At 30.6% G+C, this 15,528-nt stretch carries 11 protein-coding genes and 1 tRNA gene; 6 read left to right on the top strand and 6 right to left on the bottom strand.

Going from position 1 to position 15,528, the window contains the following annotated elements:
• The first annotated feature begins 3 nt into the window (after nucleotides 1-3).
• On the top strand, nucleotides 4-921 hold the full coding sequence (locus Q1B37_RS19520) for a glutaminase (protein WP_299901523.1): 918 nt from the start codon (nucleotides 4-6) through the stop codon (nucleotides 919-921).
• A 12-nt stretch (nucleotides 922-933) separates the two neighbouring features.
• Here Q1B37_RS19520 and Q1B37_RS19525 read toward each other — a convergent pair whose 3' ends face one another.
• Genes Q1B37_RS19525 through rffA form a run of 4 tightly spaced genes read right to left on the bottom strand, consistent with a single transcriptional unit; the run spans nucleotide 934 to nucleotide 7,531 of the window.
• Nucleotides 934-2,130, bottom strand: coding sequence for a hypothetical protein (locus tag Q1B37_RS19525; RefSeq protein ID WP_299901526.1), 1,197 nt, complete (start codon nucleotides 2,128-2,130; stop codon nucleotides 934-936).
• A gap of 23 nt (nucleotides 2,131-2,153) precedes the next feature.
• Nucleotides 2,154-4,151 (bottom strand): hypothetical protein, encoded by a 1,998-nt coding sequence (locus Q1B37_RS19530; protein WP_299901528.1) that lies wholly within the window; start codon nucleotides 4,149-4,151, stop codon nucleotides 2,154-2,156.
• Nucleotides 4,152-4,173: 22 nt separating this feature from the next.
• Entirely contained in the window at nucleotides 4,174-6,399 is a 2,226-nt protein-coding gene (locus Q1B37_RS19535) for a hypothetical protein (protein ID WP_299901531.1), read from the bottom strand.
• Nucleotides 6,400-6,403: 4 nt separating this feature from the next.
• Complete coding sequence (rffA, locus tag Q1B37_RS19540) at nucleotides 6,404-7,531, bottom strand: dTDP-4-amino-4,6-dideoxygalactose transaminase (protein ID WP_299901555.1); 1,128 nt, start codon at nucleotides 7,529-7,531, stop codon at nucleotides 6,404-6,406.
• Nucleotides 7,532-7,859: 328 nt separating this feature from the next.
• Here rffA and Q1B37_RS19545 point away from each other — a divergent pair, with 328 nt between their 5' ends.
• The 4 genes from Q1B37_RS19545 (at nucleotide 7,860) to Q1B37_RS19560 (ending at nucleotide 13,027) form a co-directional block, all read left to right on the top strand.
• On the top strand, nucleotides 7,860-8,753 hold the full coding sequence (locus Q1B37_RS19545) for a formyltransferase family protein (RefSeq protein ID WP_299901534.1): 894 nt from the start codon (nucleotides 7,860-7,862) through the stop codon (nucleotides 8,751-8,753).
• Between the two features lie 74 nt (nucleotides 8,754-8,827).
• Nucleotides 8,828-9,757: a glycosyltransferase family 2 protein gene (locus tag Q1B37_RS19550; RefSeq protein ID WP_299901537.1), complete on the top strand. Its 930-nt coding sequence runs from the start codon at nucleotides 8,828-8,830 to the stop codon at nucleotides 9,755-9,757.
• 198 nt (nucleotides 9,758-9,955) lie between these two features.
• The gene (locus tag Q1B37_RS19555; RefSeq protein WP_299901539.1) at nucleotides 9,956-11,917 is read left to right on the top strand and encodes a tetratricopeptide repeat protein; all 1,962 of its coding nucleotides are present in this window, start codon (nucleotides 9,956-9,958) and stop codon (nucleotides 11,915-11,917) included.
• Nucleotides 11,918-11,923: 6 nt separating this feature from the next.
• On the top strand, nucleotides 11,924-13,027 hold the full coding sequence (locus Q1B37_RS19560; RefSeq protein WP_299901541.1) for a glycosyltransferase family 2 protein: 1,104 nt from the start codon (nucleotides 11,924-11,926) through the stop codon (nucleotides 13,025-13,027).
• Between the two features lies 1 nt (nucleotide 13,028).
• On the opposite strand, the gene Q1B37_RS19565 is transcribed toward Q1B37_RS19560, so the two are convergent.
• Both Q1B37_RS19565 and Q1B37_RS19570 read right to left on the bottom strand, forming a co-directional pair.
• The gene (locus Q1B37_RS19565; RefSeq protein WP_299901544.1) at nucleotides 13,029-13,967 is read right to left on the bottom strand and encodes a lysylphosphatidylglycerol synthase transmembrane domain-containing protein; all 939 of its coding nucleotides are present in this window, start codon (nucleotides 13,965-13,967) and stop codon (nucleotides 13,029-13,031) included.
• Nucleotides 13,968-14,176: 209 nt separating this feature from the next.
• A tRNA-Gly gene (locus Q1B37_RS19570) sits at nucleotides 14,177-14,249 on the bottom strand.
• A gap of 347 nt (nucleotides 14,250-14,596) precedes the next feature.
• Here Q1B37_RS19570 and Q1B37_RS19575 point away from each other — a divergent pair.
• Nucleotides 14,597-15,528, top strand: a 932-nt coding sequence (locus Q1B37_RS19575) for a hypothetical protein (RefSeq protein WP_299901546.1), incomplete at its 3' end; no start/stop codon positions are given.

Raw genomic sequence — 15,528 nt, forward strand, 5'->3', positions numbered from 1 at the left:
TTTATGGAATACCAGAACATTCTAAACACTATAGAAAAAGAAGCTTCTCTTAGGGAATCTAGCGGAAATGTTGCTTCTTACATCCCTGAGTTAGCTAAAATCGATCCCAATAAATTTGGTATGCATCTATATTGCATCAATTCTGGACATTATGGTTTTGGAAATCAAGAGGAACGATTTTCTATTCAGAGTATTTCTAAAGTATTTTCATTAACTCTGGCGATGTCTTTATTGGATGATGATGAATTATTCAAAAGAGTAGATGTAGAACCTTCGGGAGATCCTTTTAATTCTTTAGTACAGTTGGAATATGAAAATGGAATTCCAAGAAACCCATTGATAAACGCTGGCGCTCTGGTTATTGCTGATATATTAATTTCTACTTTGGACAATCCAGAGGAAGAGTTTTTAAACCTCATCCGTACTATTTCAAATAATCATGAAATTAATGTAAATCCTAAGGTATTTCAATCCGAAAAGGAATATAGCCATAGAAATGCTGCTTTATTAAACCTTATGAAATCCTTTGGCAATATTAAAAACGATATTGAAAAAGTATTGGATCTCTATATTTTTCAGTGTGCTATCGAGATGTCTTGCAAAGAATTAGCAACTGCCTTTATGATCTATGCTAATTCAGGAAAAACTTTATTCGATAACACACAAATAATTTCCGAACGAAAGGTAAAAAGAATTAATGCAATCATGCAGACTTGCGGGTTTTACGATGAAGCAGGGGAATTTAGCTTTAGAGTAGGTCTACCAGGGAAAAGCGGTGTTGGTGGAGGAATTGCTGCTATTCATCCCAGTCAATATGCGGTAACTACCTGGAGTCCCCGATTAAACCCTAAAGGAAACTCCGAATTAGGTATGTTTGCACTGGAAAGATTAACGACACTTACTGGGTTTTCTATATTTTAAAATGAACTTTATCTAATGATAAGACTTGGTAAAATAGATTTTAATCAAATACAAAATTCCAGACAAAAAATGTAATGTAAATAGACTCCATAAAATAATATTCTTTTTCGAAAATCTATCTTTACTCCATAATGTAGGTATTAAGTAAGTAACAGTGGTCAACATTAACAAATAGGCACAAATTATATTTTGCCAAACGAGATTTCCATGAAATCTTCTAGGTCCCGTTTCTACGATAAAAGCACTTATTACTATCCCAACAAATGTTAAATAAAAAGCATACTTAAATGGCTTAAATTTTAGTATATCTCTATAGTAGAAGACAGTAGCTATTGGAAACGTAAAAGAAAAGAAAAAGGCTATCGGAACATACCAGCCAGGCGCAAAATGTCTTAAAAAGTCAAAAGGAGCAGCAATTGCCAGAGAACTTTCCTTAGCTTGAAACGATCCTATCTGGTAATTATAAATACTTATATATTGTATCAAAATAAAAATAGCTCCTATGAATATTGGAAACAACTTGATTACATATTTTTTATAATCTTGTATGCTAAAATCTTTAAGAATTAACACTACACTAACCGGAATAAAAACAAAAATAAAAGAAGGTTTTATTAAAACATTCAAAACAATTAATACGGTAACGATCAAAAGATCTTTATGGAAGATAGATGAATACTCCCTATCAAATAGCTTAAGTTGTCTCCAAAAAAGCAATAGTGCGAACGGAAATACAGCAATAATCGTTGAATTATGCCAAACGACTGATGGCGTTCTTCCTAAATACATTTTTTTTAAGAAAAAGAAATTGTAGAAATCTGGAATTGCGAAACAAAACAAAAGCATAAAAGACAGTGTCTTTATAATATTCTTTTTATAGGGATGCGCTATATCTAAAACCGAACTAGAAACCACCTCTTTAGAAATCAAATATTTACCAACGGTAGCCAGCGATAGCAAGACCGAAGCTACAAAAAGCATCAAAGAAACATTGCTTGAAAAAAAGGAAAATAAATTAACGAGAAAAAAAAACAAAAAATGAGGTGAATAACTAGCATTACCCTCATTAACTCTAATTATCCATTGAATATGATCTGGAATATCCGTACTGAGATAATTGGCAATAGGTACAAAAATTGCCATTAGTAATACAAAAATTAAAATAGCATCAAAATTTTTAGACTCCACGATTTTTTTAATCTCGTTCATTACATTTTTATTTAATCTTAAAATCAATAGTTCAAATTGTTTTTTGACCATTTCAGATTATTCTTTGCCAATTGATAATCCGGATCTATCTCCAGAGCCTTTTTACAAGCCTTCATCGCATCCTCATATTTTTTCAGAGCATTATAGGACGAACATATATTATTATATGCATATTTACTATCTGGTTCTAATCGCAGTAATTCTAAACTAGCATTTATACATTTATTAAAATGTCCTAATTTATAATAATTAGAACTAAGGCTCAGATAATGTTTTGGGGTAAACTTTCCTTTTTTGTCTTTCGCTATACCCTGAAGAGATTCTTTATAATTATTCTTTGTTAGTGCGACTTCCCGTTCAATTTTTAAAGATTTTTCACATGCGATTTTAGCTTCGTCGTACATCCTAAGTCTATTATAAGAAGCACACATATTGTTATAAGCAATACTATTGTTTGAATCTAATAAAATTACCTTTCTTGAAGCTTCGATACTTTTTATATACTCTCTCTTTCGATAATGTAATAAACTTAATTTAATATATTCATCAGCTGATAAGTTCTTAACTGAACTTTCTTTAGGTCTATTGCTTATAAGCGTATAATATTCATTATCTATTATTTTAGAGTTTTGTGTAAATGTATCTGGCCTTAATATGGTATAATCGTAATGCTTTTTTTCTACTTTGTAATATTGAATGATATAACGTATAGGAAAACCCGAAACATTCCGTAAAGGAAGATCTAGCAAATCTGTAGAATAGTCCCTTGGTATATAATCCAATAAAACCATTTTATCTTTGCCTATTTTTTTCTCAATTTCTTTATATGCCTCTTTTTTACTCTTTTCAACTTGAACACCGTTTCTTTCAGATATCCATTGATTCGACATTTTTATTGTTGGAAAAAACAGTAAACACAATACAATAACTAATACATACGAAAGCTCTTTTCTTTTATGTGTTACTATAAAAATAATGTAAAAATAAAATAGAGGAGACATGGTTCGTATTTCCCTCCAATCAAATGCATCATAAAGAATAAAAAGCAAGAAAAAATTACACAACCCAATAAGAGCTATAGCAATAATCATTCTTGATTTATACCTTATAGCCCGATATAAGAAGTAAGCTACGAAGCTAAAATTTAGGTACTTGATGGATCTATAGAGCAGGTTATTTTTTTCTCCAATAAAATAGCTATATAGATTCTCGTAGAAATGATTGAATAAAGAACTTACTCCTTCTCCTAACCTATCATTCTTGAAAAGTGTAATTACTGAAGAAAAGTAATTAGGCACTGGTTCTGTAAAAAATTTCACGGTAATAAAAGACACCACAATACCTAATAAAAATAAGCATACGTATTGTATAAGTTGTTTATTTGTTATTGCCAATGGTATTAAACCTATCAACCAAAAAAACCACAACGCACGGAAAATCCCTGCAATAAAAACAGTAATCAAAAAAAGTGATATATAAATTCTCTTAGCATCCTTTTTATAAATACAATAAACTAAAACACTAATTATCAAACCAGTAAACACGTGTACGGATTCTTGCATAAAAGTAAACCCATAAAGCATAAAAAAAGGAAACATCAGAGCGATGTTAGCAATCCAAATTTTTTGAGCAATCGTAATTGATTTCATAAACCATATGACTACCAGGGCTAAAAACAAACTGATAAAATTAAAGTAGATAAAATTCAGATTACTCCAACCGAAAACTTCTGCGATACTGCCATGCAATAATGGATAACCAGGTCCATGAGCATCTACACCTAGCAAATGACTCCCTTCTCCATTATATGTTAGTGCAGCATCTAATACGTTATTCTCAAAGAATGAAATTGTATTCACAAAATAAAAAAATTCGTCACTCCAAACTGGTAAATAGGTATTAGTTACAGCAGTGATTAAATGAACATAATTAAACAAAACTCCATATAAAATAATGACACCTAATCCAGTATCAATATATCTTTTATATTTTTCGAAGTTTATATCTGAGAAATAATCCATTTGTAAAACTAATTCATCATGGTTATTTCTTTAACTCCTTCTCAATCCATTTCAGATTATTCTTTGCTAATTGATAATCCGGATCTATCTCTAGAGCCTTTTTACAAGCCTTCATAGCTTCCTCATATTTTTTCAGAGCATTATAGGATGAGCATATATTATTATACGCATATTTACTATCTGGTTCTAACCTAAGCAATTCTAAACTGGTATTTATACATTTATCAAAATATCCAAACTTATAATAATTAAAGCTTAACCTTAGATACTCTCTTGCTGTTAGCTCCTGTTTTTCTAACCTGTTAATCCCTTTAAGAGAAACTTTAAGGTTATTTTTCGTTAATTGAGAATCATTATTAATTTTTAACGATTTTTCGCAAGCTTCTTTTGCTTTATCATACATTTTCAATCTATTATAAGCCGAACACATATTATTATAGGCAATACTGTTATTAACATCCAATTCTATAACTTTTTTAGAAGCAATAATACTATTGTAATAGTCTTTTTTATCAAAATATAATAAACTTAATTGCATATAACCACTAACCGAAGGTTTTGTTTTCAACTCATTTTCAAGAGTTTTAATATGGTTATCAGCTTGGTAATTATTTTTGATAATAAAACATACCGGAACTCCGTCTATTTTTATTTCATGCACTGTATTCTCTGGTGACCAATTAGCTTTATGAATATCCTTATAATACTTTCCTTCGGCTAACATAACAATAGAATAATCCCATTTTGGAGATTCTCTTCTCGATAGAGCGTATTTTAACTTTGAACTTTTATCTAAAAACGAGGTAATTTTAGTTTGACTTCCATAATACAATCGTACCCCAGGCGGGTCGTCTTTATCTCCAACATTCTTTTCTAACCATTCCAATGCGGGCCTAACAGCAACTCCATAATAATCTATTTCATAATTACCGTATGCTCCTGCGGTACCATCTATGATAGGACTAAAATATAAAGCCTGCATAGGATGATATTGTATCATAAATTTTAGTGGTTGTATCATTAACAATGCAAGAAAAATATACGCAACTCTTACAATATTTTTTTGAGGAATCAACTCAAACAACCTACACCAGGAAAATGCACTTAACACAACCATAGGAAGTACAGAAAACATAAATTGTCTCGAACCATCGTGACTATTAGGTTCACCAATAATAACCATTAACATAGGAAAGATTGAGAAAAAAAGAACTAGAGAAACCTCCAATATGGTGCGTTTATTATTTTTATAATACAACAAGGGGATTAAAAAGAAACCAATAAATGCATGTAGTGGCATCATGATGATAAACAGGTTTTTAATCGCAAAATACCAGGGCGCATCAAAGCTGCTTTGCCAATTTCCTTCAAATAATTGTAAATTTTGAAATGCTCTCAATTCTGCCATTTCAAATAAAACCTCCACAGGAACTGTAAAAGGATTCGTATGAGCATATGGCCAAAAAATGCTAGCTGACAAATATGCTAATACTCCCAAACCAATTGTTTTGCTAACTAGCAATAGCGTGTTTTTAGATTTCCAATGATAAAATTTTGTCTTGGAGTTTTCCAACAACCACCATACAAAAACTGCTAGAAACAGATAACCTATTACCATAAGTCCCAACGGTCTAATATTAATCAACAGAGAAATATTAAGTATTAAAAAAAATGAACGTTTCAGCGTAATTTCAGGCAGTTCTTTTAATAACTTAATAATGTGATACAATGAGAAGACATAAAAAGCAGCAGTTGGAATATCTTTAGGATTATTCATAGAATACCCAAAAAAAACAGGATGTAATGCTACAAACAATAAACTTACCAAGCCAACTTTCCAACCTCCCAGTTCTTTGCCTAGCAAACCACAAAATAAAAAGAGCAAAAAACCAAATAATGAGTTTATAAGGTTTTTAAATTCATACACTCCTACCGAATCAAAAAACTGATGTAAAAAATTGGTTAGTAAGTCAAAAAAACCACCAAACCCATTCATTCCGCGGTATTCACTATCCTTATCTTTATTTACATCATAATAATTTCCCTGATCATCAACAGGGCTCAATGTTGCTAATGTATCTATCCCCTTAAAGTAATTAAGAATTCGAACACCGTGATCTTGATGAATTTTATTATCCTCTAAAGGGCCATAATCAAAACTCAAAAAAGACATTATAAAACCCAACAGAACTGCACTAACAATAAACACATTACGATAGGTTGTTTTTGAAATTAAATTTAACTCCATAACATCATCTTTTTCTAAAAAAACTTATTATCAACTCAATTATCTTGTTTTGATCTTCTATGTCCAGTTCATAATACAGTGGTAACCTTACTAATCGATCAGCGAAATTATCGCAATTCTTAAGCTCTACAGCATTTTCTTTACAATAATAAGGGCTCTTATGCAATGATAAATAATGAAACACACTGAGAATACCGTATTTTTTTAAAAATGAAATAAGAGCACTTCTTTCTTCGATACTGTTGCAAACTAAATAAAACAAATGTCCGTTTACAGAAGCATAATCCGGAATTAATGGTAGCTTTAACAGTCCTTCTTCTTCAAGCTCTTTTAAGCTTTCAAAATAATTATTCCATAAAGTAATTCGCCTGGACTGGATTTTTTGTAAGTTTTCCAGTTGTGCAAACAAAAAAGCAGCCGTAACATCTGAAGGTAAGAAGGAGGAACCTACATCTACCCAAGAATATTTATCTACCTCTCCTCTAAAAAAAGCAGATCTATTAGTTCCTTTTTCCCATATAATCTCAGCTCTCTTATCAAATTGTTTATCATTTATCACTAACATACCTCCTTCTCCTGATATTATGTTTTTAGTCTCGTGAAACGAGAAGGCTGCCAAATGTCCTATACTTCCCAAAGGTTTTTCTTCATAATAGGAGTCTATAGCTTGTGCTGCATCTTCTATCACAAATAAATTATGTTTTTTTGAAAGTGCCATTATAGTATTCATATCACAAGCCACACCAGCATAATGAACAACAACTATAGCCCTAGTTTTATCAGAAATTAAATTTTCTAAAGAATCCGCATCAATATTTGGGTTTTCTTTATAAGAGTCTGCAAATACAATTTTTGCTCCTCTTAGTACAAAAGCATTTGCCGTAGATACAAAAGTATAAGAGGGCATAATAACTTCATCACCTGGTTTAATATCTATTAAAATTGCCGCCATTTCCAGAGCATCAGTACAAGAAGAGGTAAGCAAACAATTCCTAAATCCTATCATTTCTCGAAAAAAATTATGGCATTTTTCTGTATAATATCCATTTCCTGAAATTTTCCCTCTATTAACGGCATCTTTTATATAATACAACTCATCACCAGTCATATATGGCTTATTAAATGGAATAATCATATTTAAAATCCAATTTAGTTATTATTAACTTCTAATATAGAAAGTATTTTATGGCTTTTAAGGTTTTTACCAATATTAAAAAATTTTAAAGCATATCACTAAGAAAAACGGCAAAGTATTCCGTTGGTTATCTTTTGATTTACAAATTAAAAATATAAATTTCATTTCCCTTTCTCCTCAAAAAGAATAAACAATAGAAATTTTAATTAGGAATCAGAGAGTTATGTAGCATAAAAACAAGGTAATTACTCACAATATATTGATTCATATTTTTCTTTAGAATTTATCTTATTTTTAATTCAATAAAAATGCACAAAATTTAATTATGAGCGTAACATTATATTTGATGTCTAAAAAAGGGTATGAAGTACTTCATTCTTTAGTTACTAATAACTTTAAAAAACACATTACTGAAGTCATTATAGGTAGGGACAAAAGTGTTCTTAATGATTACTCTGAAAATATAATTTCACTTTGCAAAACTCATGCCTTAATATATTTTGAAAGAAATGACACTTATTCTATAACATCGGATTTTTCAATTGCAATTTCATGGAGATGGCTCATAAAAAGCAATTCATCTAAATTAATCATCCTTCATGATTCTCTTCTTCCAAAATATAGAGGCTTTGCCCCATTAGTAAATATGCTCATAAACCAGGAGAAAGAGATCGGAGTTAGTGCCATTTTTGCTTCAGAAGAGTACGACAAAGGAGACCTTATCACACAATCCTCCACGAAAATTGAATATCCCATAAAAATTTCCAAAGCAATCGATTTGATCACTATCAATTACATAGAAGTAGTAACGGAAATTATGGAAAAAATTAAACAAAAAGATACCATTATCGCAAATAAACAAAATGAAGAACTTGCTAGCTATAGTCTATGGAGAGATGAAGATGATTATTCAATTAATTGGGAACAAAGTGCTGTTTCAATTTTAAATTTCATAAATGCTGTATCGTCGCCATATCTTGGAGCATCTACATATATAAACGGATCACAAAAAATTCGAATTTTAGAAGCAGAATTAGAAAAGGATGTCGTTATAGAAAATAGAGATGTTGGAAAAATAATTTTTATAAAAAATAATCATCCTGTAATTGTGTGTAAAACAGGATTAATAAAACTTATCAACGTAATTGATGATGAAACTAAACAAAATATCTTACCATTTAAAAAATTTAGAATAAAGTTTACTGATAAAAAGAAATAATTTAGTTGTAGATTACAACTAAATTGTTTGTCGTCATATATTATTTAAAATTTTACAGAATACACTTTAGATAGATGAAACATATAAAGATCTCGATTGTAAGCCCAGTATATTTAGCTGAAAACCTTGTAAACACATTAGTAGAAAGGCTGCATAAAAGTTTGTCATCATTTGGCGACCATTACGAAATAATACTTGTTGAAGATGGAAGTCCAGATAAATCCTGGGAGCAAATAGATAAAATTTGTAAAACCGATAAAAACGTTAAAGGCATAAAACTTAGTAGAAATTTTGGACAACATTATGCGATAACTGCTGGATTATCTCACGCAAATGGAGAATGGATCGTAGTTATGGATTGCGACCTACAGGATAAACCTGAAGAAATTCTTCAATTATTTAATAAGGCAACAGAAGGATATGATATAGTGTATGCTCAAAGACGAGAAAGGCAAGATAATATTTTCAAAAAACTATCCTCAAAAATCTTTTATAAAACATTTGGATATTTAACTAATAGTAAACAAGACGCATCCATCGCTAACTTTGGGATTTACAGCAATAAAGTAATCAAATCTGTGCTCTCTATGAAAGACCACGTAAGATTTTTCCCTACCATGGTGCAATGGGTAGGCTTTAAAAGCACCAAAATTTATGTCAAACACGGTTTAAGAGAAGAAGGAGAATCTTCATATTCTTGGGGTAAATTAATACGATTAGCAATTGATAATATTATATCCTTTTCTGACAAACCTTTAAGGTTGACTATTCGATTGGGATTGAGTATTGCCTCTATTTCTTTTCTCTCAGGCATATTCTACTTATACCGATATCTAATAGGAGAAATTAAGGTTTTAGGTTTTGCAAGTATCATAATTTCTATATGGTTTTTATCCGGATTGATTATTTTTATTCTTGGAATAATTGGAGCCTATATCGGAAAAACATTTGATAGAGTAAAAAAAAGACCTACATATATTATTTCAGAAAAAAAGAATTTATAATTACTTTTAAGTAACTTGAAACATCCCTTAATAATAAAGCCAAAAATAAAAATGATGATTTTATTTTAAAACTTAATTATTATACTTTTATTACCATATAGATTCTAACACATTATGTTTAAAAAATTAACTTTCTTTTGTTAAATTCATTACAATAATTGCTCTTCTATCTAAATTAATTAGAAATATATGTTTAAAATGTTTACTTCAAGAAAACAAGAAATAATTGCATTATTCACGATACTTATTATCACTTCATTAATATATGCTAATCATTTCGATAATCCATTTTTTTTTGATGACACACATACTATTTCTACGAATGAATCTATTCGAAGTTTAGATAATTGGACTGATTTTTTTACCAATGCAGATACGTTCAGTTCTCTCCCTGCAAATAGATCATACCGACCTATGATTACATTAATGAATGCCATTGATTATAATGCAGCCGGAGGTTTAAAATCAAATGTTTTTCACTATCATATTTTCTTTTGGTATTTAGTCTTGATTGTATTAGTGTATGTTTTAATAAAACATTTGTATAAGAAATCAGGAACTAAAATTCTCGGAATTAAAGTGGTTGCTATTTTTGCCACTTCCTGGTTTGCTCTCCATACAGCAAATGCAGAAACTATAAACTATATATGCGCCCGTTCTGATTCCTTTTCAACCTTATGCGTAGTCACATCTCTTTTACTCTATACACATCCCATAGGAAAAAAATGGCATCTCTATCTGGTTACTATGATTATAGGCATATGGACTAAACAAACAGGAGTTATATTCTTTCCTATACTTTTAATTTATATCATTTTATTTGAAGAGTACTCGATAATCGATCATTTCAAAATTAATACAAAAGAAAAAATTTTAAGAATTGTAAAAAAGATTGCTCCCACAGCTATTATAGGCTCCTCACTTTTCCTTTTTAATCAATTCTATCTAACACCGGAATCGACAGTTTCTACAAATAACTTTGTTACAAAATTTGAATACATTAGCACACAATGTTATGTAATCATTCATTATTTAGGAAACTTCATTCTTCCCTTAAAACTAAGTGCAGATCCCGACATTGCTATTATTAAACCTTGGTATGATACAAGGATTCTATTAGGAGTTTTAGTGATCTCTGGAATGGTGTTTTTAATGATAAAAGCTGCTCTAAAACAAAAATTAAGACCTATATCATTTGGTATAGCTTGGTTTTTTATTGCTTTATTACCAACTTCAATAAACCCTTTATTTCAGATAGCTAATGATCATAGGATGTTCTTTCCTTTTATTGGTCTTTTCATAGGCATTCCTTGGACTGTAGCTCTTTTAATTCACAAGTACATATCATCTGTAGAAAAGAAAAACTACATCTCTACTTACATACTAACATTTGCGATATTGTTATTAACTGCTCACGCATATGGAACAATTCAAAGAAATAAGGTATGGGATTCAAAAGAATCATTATGGCTGGATGTTGTACAAAAAAGCCCAAACAACGCAAGAGGTTTAATGAATTATGGATTAAACCATATGGAGAAAGGAAACTACGATGCTGCCATAGAATATTTTAATCGCGCCTATAAAATAGAGCCTAATTATTGTCTGATCCATATTAATTTAGGAATTGCTTATAGCGGAAAAAAAAATTACTCTAAAGCAGAAAAATATTTCAATTCTGCTTTACAATTTAATATAAGCTCTCCGGATCCAGAATATTTCTATGCGAGATATCTCGTAAATCAAAATGAATATGATAAAGCAGAAAGTCTCTTAAAAAAGGCTTTGTTAAAAAGCCCCAACCACTTTCAATCAAAACAATTATTAAATTCTATTTCCAACAAGACAAAAGAATCAGAAGAAGAAATTAAAACATTACAAGAAAAAATAAAAAAACAACCAAATCCAGATTTATATATAGAATTAAGCTTAAAGTTTTATAAAAAAGGAGATTACCAATCCGTAATCTCAGTTTGTAAAAATCTTTTAAAAATAGATCCAAATAATGCTATAGCCTATAACAACATATGCTCTGCATATAACCAAATGCAAAAATGGGAATTAGGTGCGGCAGCATGCGAAGCAGCATTAAAAATAAATCCTGATTTTAAAATAGCTAGAAATAACCTTAAATGGGCTACTAATAATATTAAAAATTAATGAAATATGCTTAATAACAAAACAATTGGTGTAGTTATTCCTTGTTACAACGAAGGAACTCAAATATCTATGGTTATTGACAGTATGCCTGATTTTGTTGATCGTATCATCGTTATTGATGATGTATCTAAAGACAATACTGTTGATGTTGTTTTGGAATATATAAAAAAGGATAATACTTCTCCCCTCAAACTCACATCAAACCTAAAAAAAACCATCCCTCCTACGATCTATAATCAAGCTGATATAGAGGTGCATCAAAAAAACCAAGAAGAAGTAAAAAAGTTTACTCCTATTGAAATTCTAAATCATAATCCTGATGAAGAAAAAATAATTCTCATAAAGCATAAAAAAAATGGAGGTGTTGGAGCTGCTGTTGCTACTGGATATAAATGGTGTAAGGATCACGATATTGATTGCTCTGTTGTTATGAATGGAGATGGACAGATGGACCCTAATGAGCTTGAATCTATATGCAGCCCCGTAATTAATGAAAATATTGATTATGTAAAAGGAAATAGATTAATTCATAAAAGTGCATGGGTAATTATTCCAAGAATTAGATTTTTCGGAAATTCAATTCTAAGTATTTTAACTAAAATCGTTTCAGGATATTGGGGAATTTCTGACACTCAGAGTGGATATACAGCAATGTCAAATAATGCACTCAATTCTATACCATTATACGATATTTATAAAAGATACGGAATGCCAAATGATGTTTTGGTAAAACTGAATATAGCGTTCTGTACGATCAGAGAAGTTAAAATAAAACCAGTCTATGGTGTTGGGGAACAATCAAAACTAAGTGTTATCAAAGTTACATTCCCTATCCTATTTCTCTTAATTAGATGTTTCTTCAAAAGACTTAAAATTAAGTATCTATACCGTAGTTTTCATCCTTTATTTTTATTGTATTGGGCTTCATTCATAATACTTGGAATCAACATGTATTTTCTTTATCATTTATTAATGAACTTTTTTATTCCAGATTCTAAAACTCCAACCGATTATTTAATCATATTTATTTTCCTAACAATATCAGGAGTACAGTCTTTTCTGTTTGCCATGTGGATGGACATTCAGGATAATGAAAGACTTTCTAAGTAATCTAACTGTCTTTCGAAAATTTTAGTTCTTTCAATTCAATCGGAGATAAATAGAACCATATTGCTCCTGGTATGAATGACAAAAGTTGAAGTAAAAAAATTATAAGCGATAAAGCTATAGCATCTTCTGCTGGAAGTTGATATAATTGAAAAATAAGAACAAGAGAAGTCTCACGAACTCCTATACCTAAGACAGTGATTGGAAGTAAACTTAAAATACCTAATATAAAAGTGCCTAAAAACAAGCCAACATGATCTATATCAATTTCCATAGCCCAAGCTATAAAATTAAAGACCCCATAGATCAAAATCATGCTAAATACAGTAAGAGCAAAACTTAAAAAGCTCTTTATAAACCCTAGATCATGTGAATTGAACGCATCCCACCAAGGTTTTATTTTGCTCTTTAATTTCCTTCTATATTTCAAAATTATAAAGAAAAATATAACTCCTAATACCAACCAAAAAACAACCAATCCATATTCCTTCGGTAATTTCAAAATCTGAAAAACAAACTGATAATAAATAAAAGCTAAAAAACTAAAAAAGGATAAACATAACAAGTCAAATAACCTATCCATTATTAGGCTCGACCACCCTATCTTTTGATTAGGCAGATCATCCTTAATGTATAACAACCTTCCAAAGTCACCAAGTTTTCCTGGTGTAATATTCCCTAAAAAAAGCCCTATAAAAAATACTTTAGCGGCTTTACAAGTTCCGAATTTTATTCCGTAAGAATTAGAAATAATTCTCCATCTAATACTTTTTATAAAAAAAGCAAGCCATAGAATTACTAATGCAAGTATGATATGAATAATTGAAACTTTTTTAATTGACAATAAAGTCTCTTCCCAACCAACTCTATAAATTAAAAAAACTAATAAAAAGAATCCTAGAAACTTCAACCAAAAACTAATATTAATGCTATTTTTTTTCATCAAAATGGTGTTAGAAACATTAACAGTTTTTCTAAACTAAACAAAAATAAAATACTACGAGAACATCTTTTCTTAGCTTTTGTAAGCATTAGACTAATTTAAAAAGCCTTTACTAACTAATAAAACAATACTTATATAGCGAAATATATGAATTCAAGTAAAAAGATAACTAATATAAAACAAAAAACCTATCATAAAGATAGGTTTCGAGCGGGAGACCGGGTTCGAACCGGCGACATTCAGCTTGGAAGGCTGACGCTCTACCAACTGAGCTACTCCCGCTTTCGTTGGGCAAATGTATTAGTTTTCTTGAAAAATAAAAACTAAAAAATAATTATTTTTAACATTTATAATAACTCCCCTTTATGAATTTAAAAAAACCACACGATTAGCATTGATTAACAATTACTTGTAAAAAACAAATTTTTTAAAAAAAACAGCATTTAATCGAAAAAAAATGCGTTTAATCGAATAAAAAGTGTATTTTTGTAGTTAAGAAAATATTAATATATTAGCAACTTATCTATTTTAGCAAAGATAAGCACTTGATTATAAAAAAGTTAAATTACGTCATAACCCCAACAAAAAGAAGGTAAAACCTCTTTTAAAAAAGAAACTTCCTACAGCCTATGAAGATAAAATTACTTATTTTTATATGTATATTTTCATCATTAGCCCAAGTTTATTCTCAGGTAAAAGTTGGAGATAACCCCAATCAAATAGATGCTTCATCTATATTGGAGTTAGAAAGCGTAGACAAAGCTTTTGTCTTAACAAGAATTAATACTACCCAAATGAATGCAATGACTCCGTTAAATGGAGCATTGATTTACAATACAGACGACAATTGTATCTTTCAATACAATAATAATAGCTGGACAAGCTTATGTAGCGGTAATGACAATCAAGTTTTAAGTTTTGACCCAGTGACTAATATTCTAACTTTAGAAGATGGGGGATCTGTAGACTTAACTTCCCTTATAAATGATCCAGATCCAGATCCTACTAATGAAATTCAAATTTTAAGTCAAACTGGTAACACAATAACATTATCTAATGGTGGAGGTAGTGTAACAGAAACTATTTCTACATTAGAAGATAATGGTGATGGAACTTTTACGTATACCGCAGAGGATGGTACTGTTACTATAATAGGTTCTATTGGATTACCAGGACCTACAGGACCTACAGGAGCCACTGGTCAAACAGGTGCTACGGGACAAACTGGAGCTACAGGACAAACAGGTGCTACTGGTCAGACAGGAGCTACTGGTCAGACAGGAGCCACAGGACAAACAGGTGCTACGGGACAAACAGGTGCTACAGGACAAACGGGTGCTACAGGACAAACTGGAGCCACTGGACAAACGGGAGCCACAGGACAAACAGGTGCCACAGGACAAACAGGAGCTACAGGACAAACTGGAGCTACTGGACAAACAGGAGCTACTGGACAAACAGGAGCCACAGGACAAACTGGTGCTACAGGACAAACTGGAGCCACTGGACAAACAGGTGCCACAGGACAAACTGGAGCTACTGGTCAAACAGGTGCCACGGG

Origin of the sequence: uncultured Aquimarina sp., from assembly GCF_947492965.1 — a bacterium.
Classification (GTDB): Bacteria; Bacteroidota; Bacteroidia; order Flavobacteriales; family Flavobacteriaceae; genus Aquimarina.

What these genes read in the sequence shown, in the direction of transcription:
- Q1B37_RS19520 (WP_299901523.1), top strand. Translation starts at nt 4, where the DNA reads ATGGAATACCAGAACATTCTAAACACTATAGAAAAAGAAGCTTCTCTT.
- Q1B37_RS19525 (WP_299901526.1), bottom strand. Translation starts at nt 2,130, where the DNA reads ATGAACGAGATTAAAAAAATCGTGGAGTCTAAAAATTTTGATGCTATT.
- Q1B37_RS19530 (WP_299901528.1), bottom strand. Translation starts at nt 4,151, where the DNA reads ATGGATTATTTCTCAGATATAAACTTCGAAAAATATAAAAGATATATT.
- Q1B37_RS19535 (WP_299901531.1), bottom strand. Translation starts at nt 6,399, where the DNA reads ATGGAGTTAAATTTAATTTCAAAAACAACCTATCGTAATGTGTTTATT.
- Q1B37_RS19545 (WP_299901534.1), top strand. Translation starts at nt 7,860, where the DNA reads ATGAGCGTAACATTATATTTGATGTCTAAAAAAGGGTATGAAGTACTT.
- Q1B37_RS19550 (WP_299901537.1), top strand. Translation starts at nt 8,828, where the DNA reads ATGAAACATATAAAGATCTCGATTGTAAGCCCAGTATATTTAGCTGAA.
- Q1B37_RS19555 (WP_299901539.1), top strand. Translation starts at nt 9,956, where the DNA reads ATGTTTACTTCAAGAAAACAAGAAATAATTGCATTATTCACGATACTT.
- Q1B37_RS19560 (WP_299901541.1), top strand. Translation starts at nt 11,924, where the DNA reads ATGCTTAATAACAAAACAATTGGTGTAGTTATTCCTTGTTACAACGAA.
- Q1B37_RS19565 (WP_299901544.1), bottom strand. Translation starts at nt 13,967, where the DNA reads ATGAAAAAAAATAGCATTAATATTAGTTTTTGGTTGAAGTTTCTAGGA.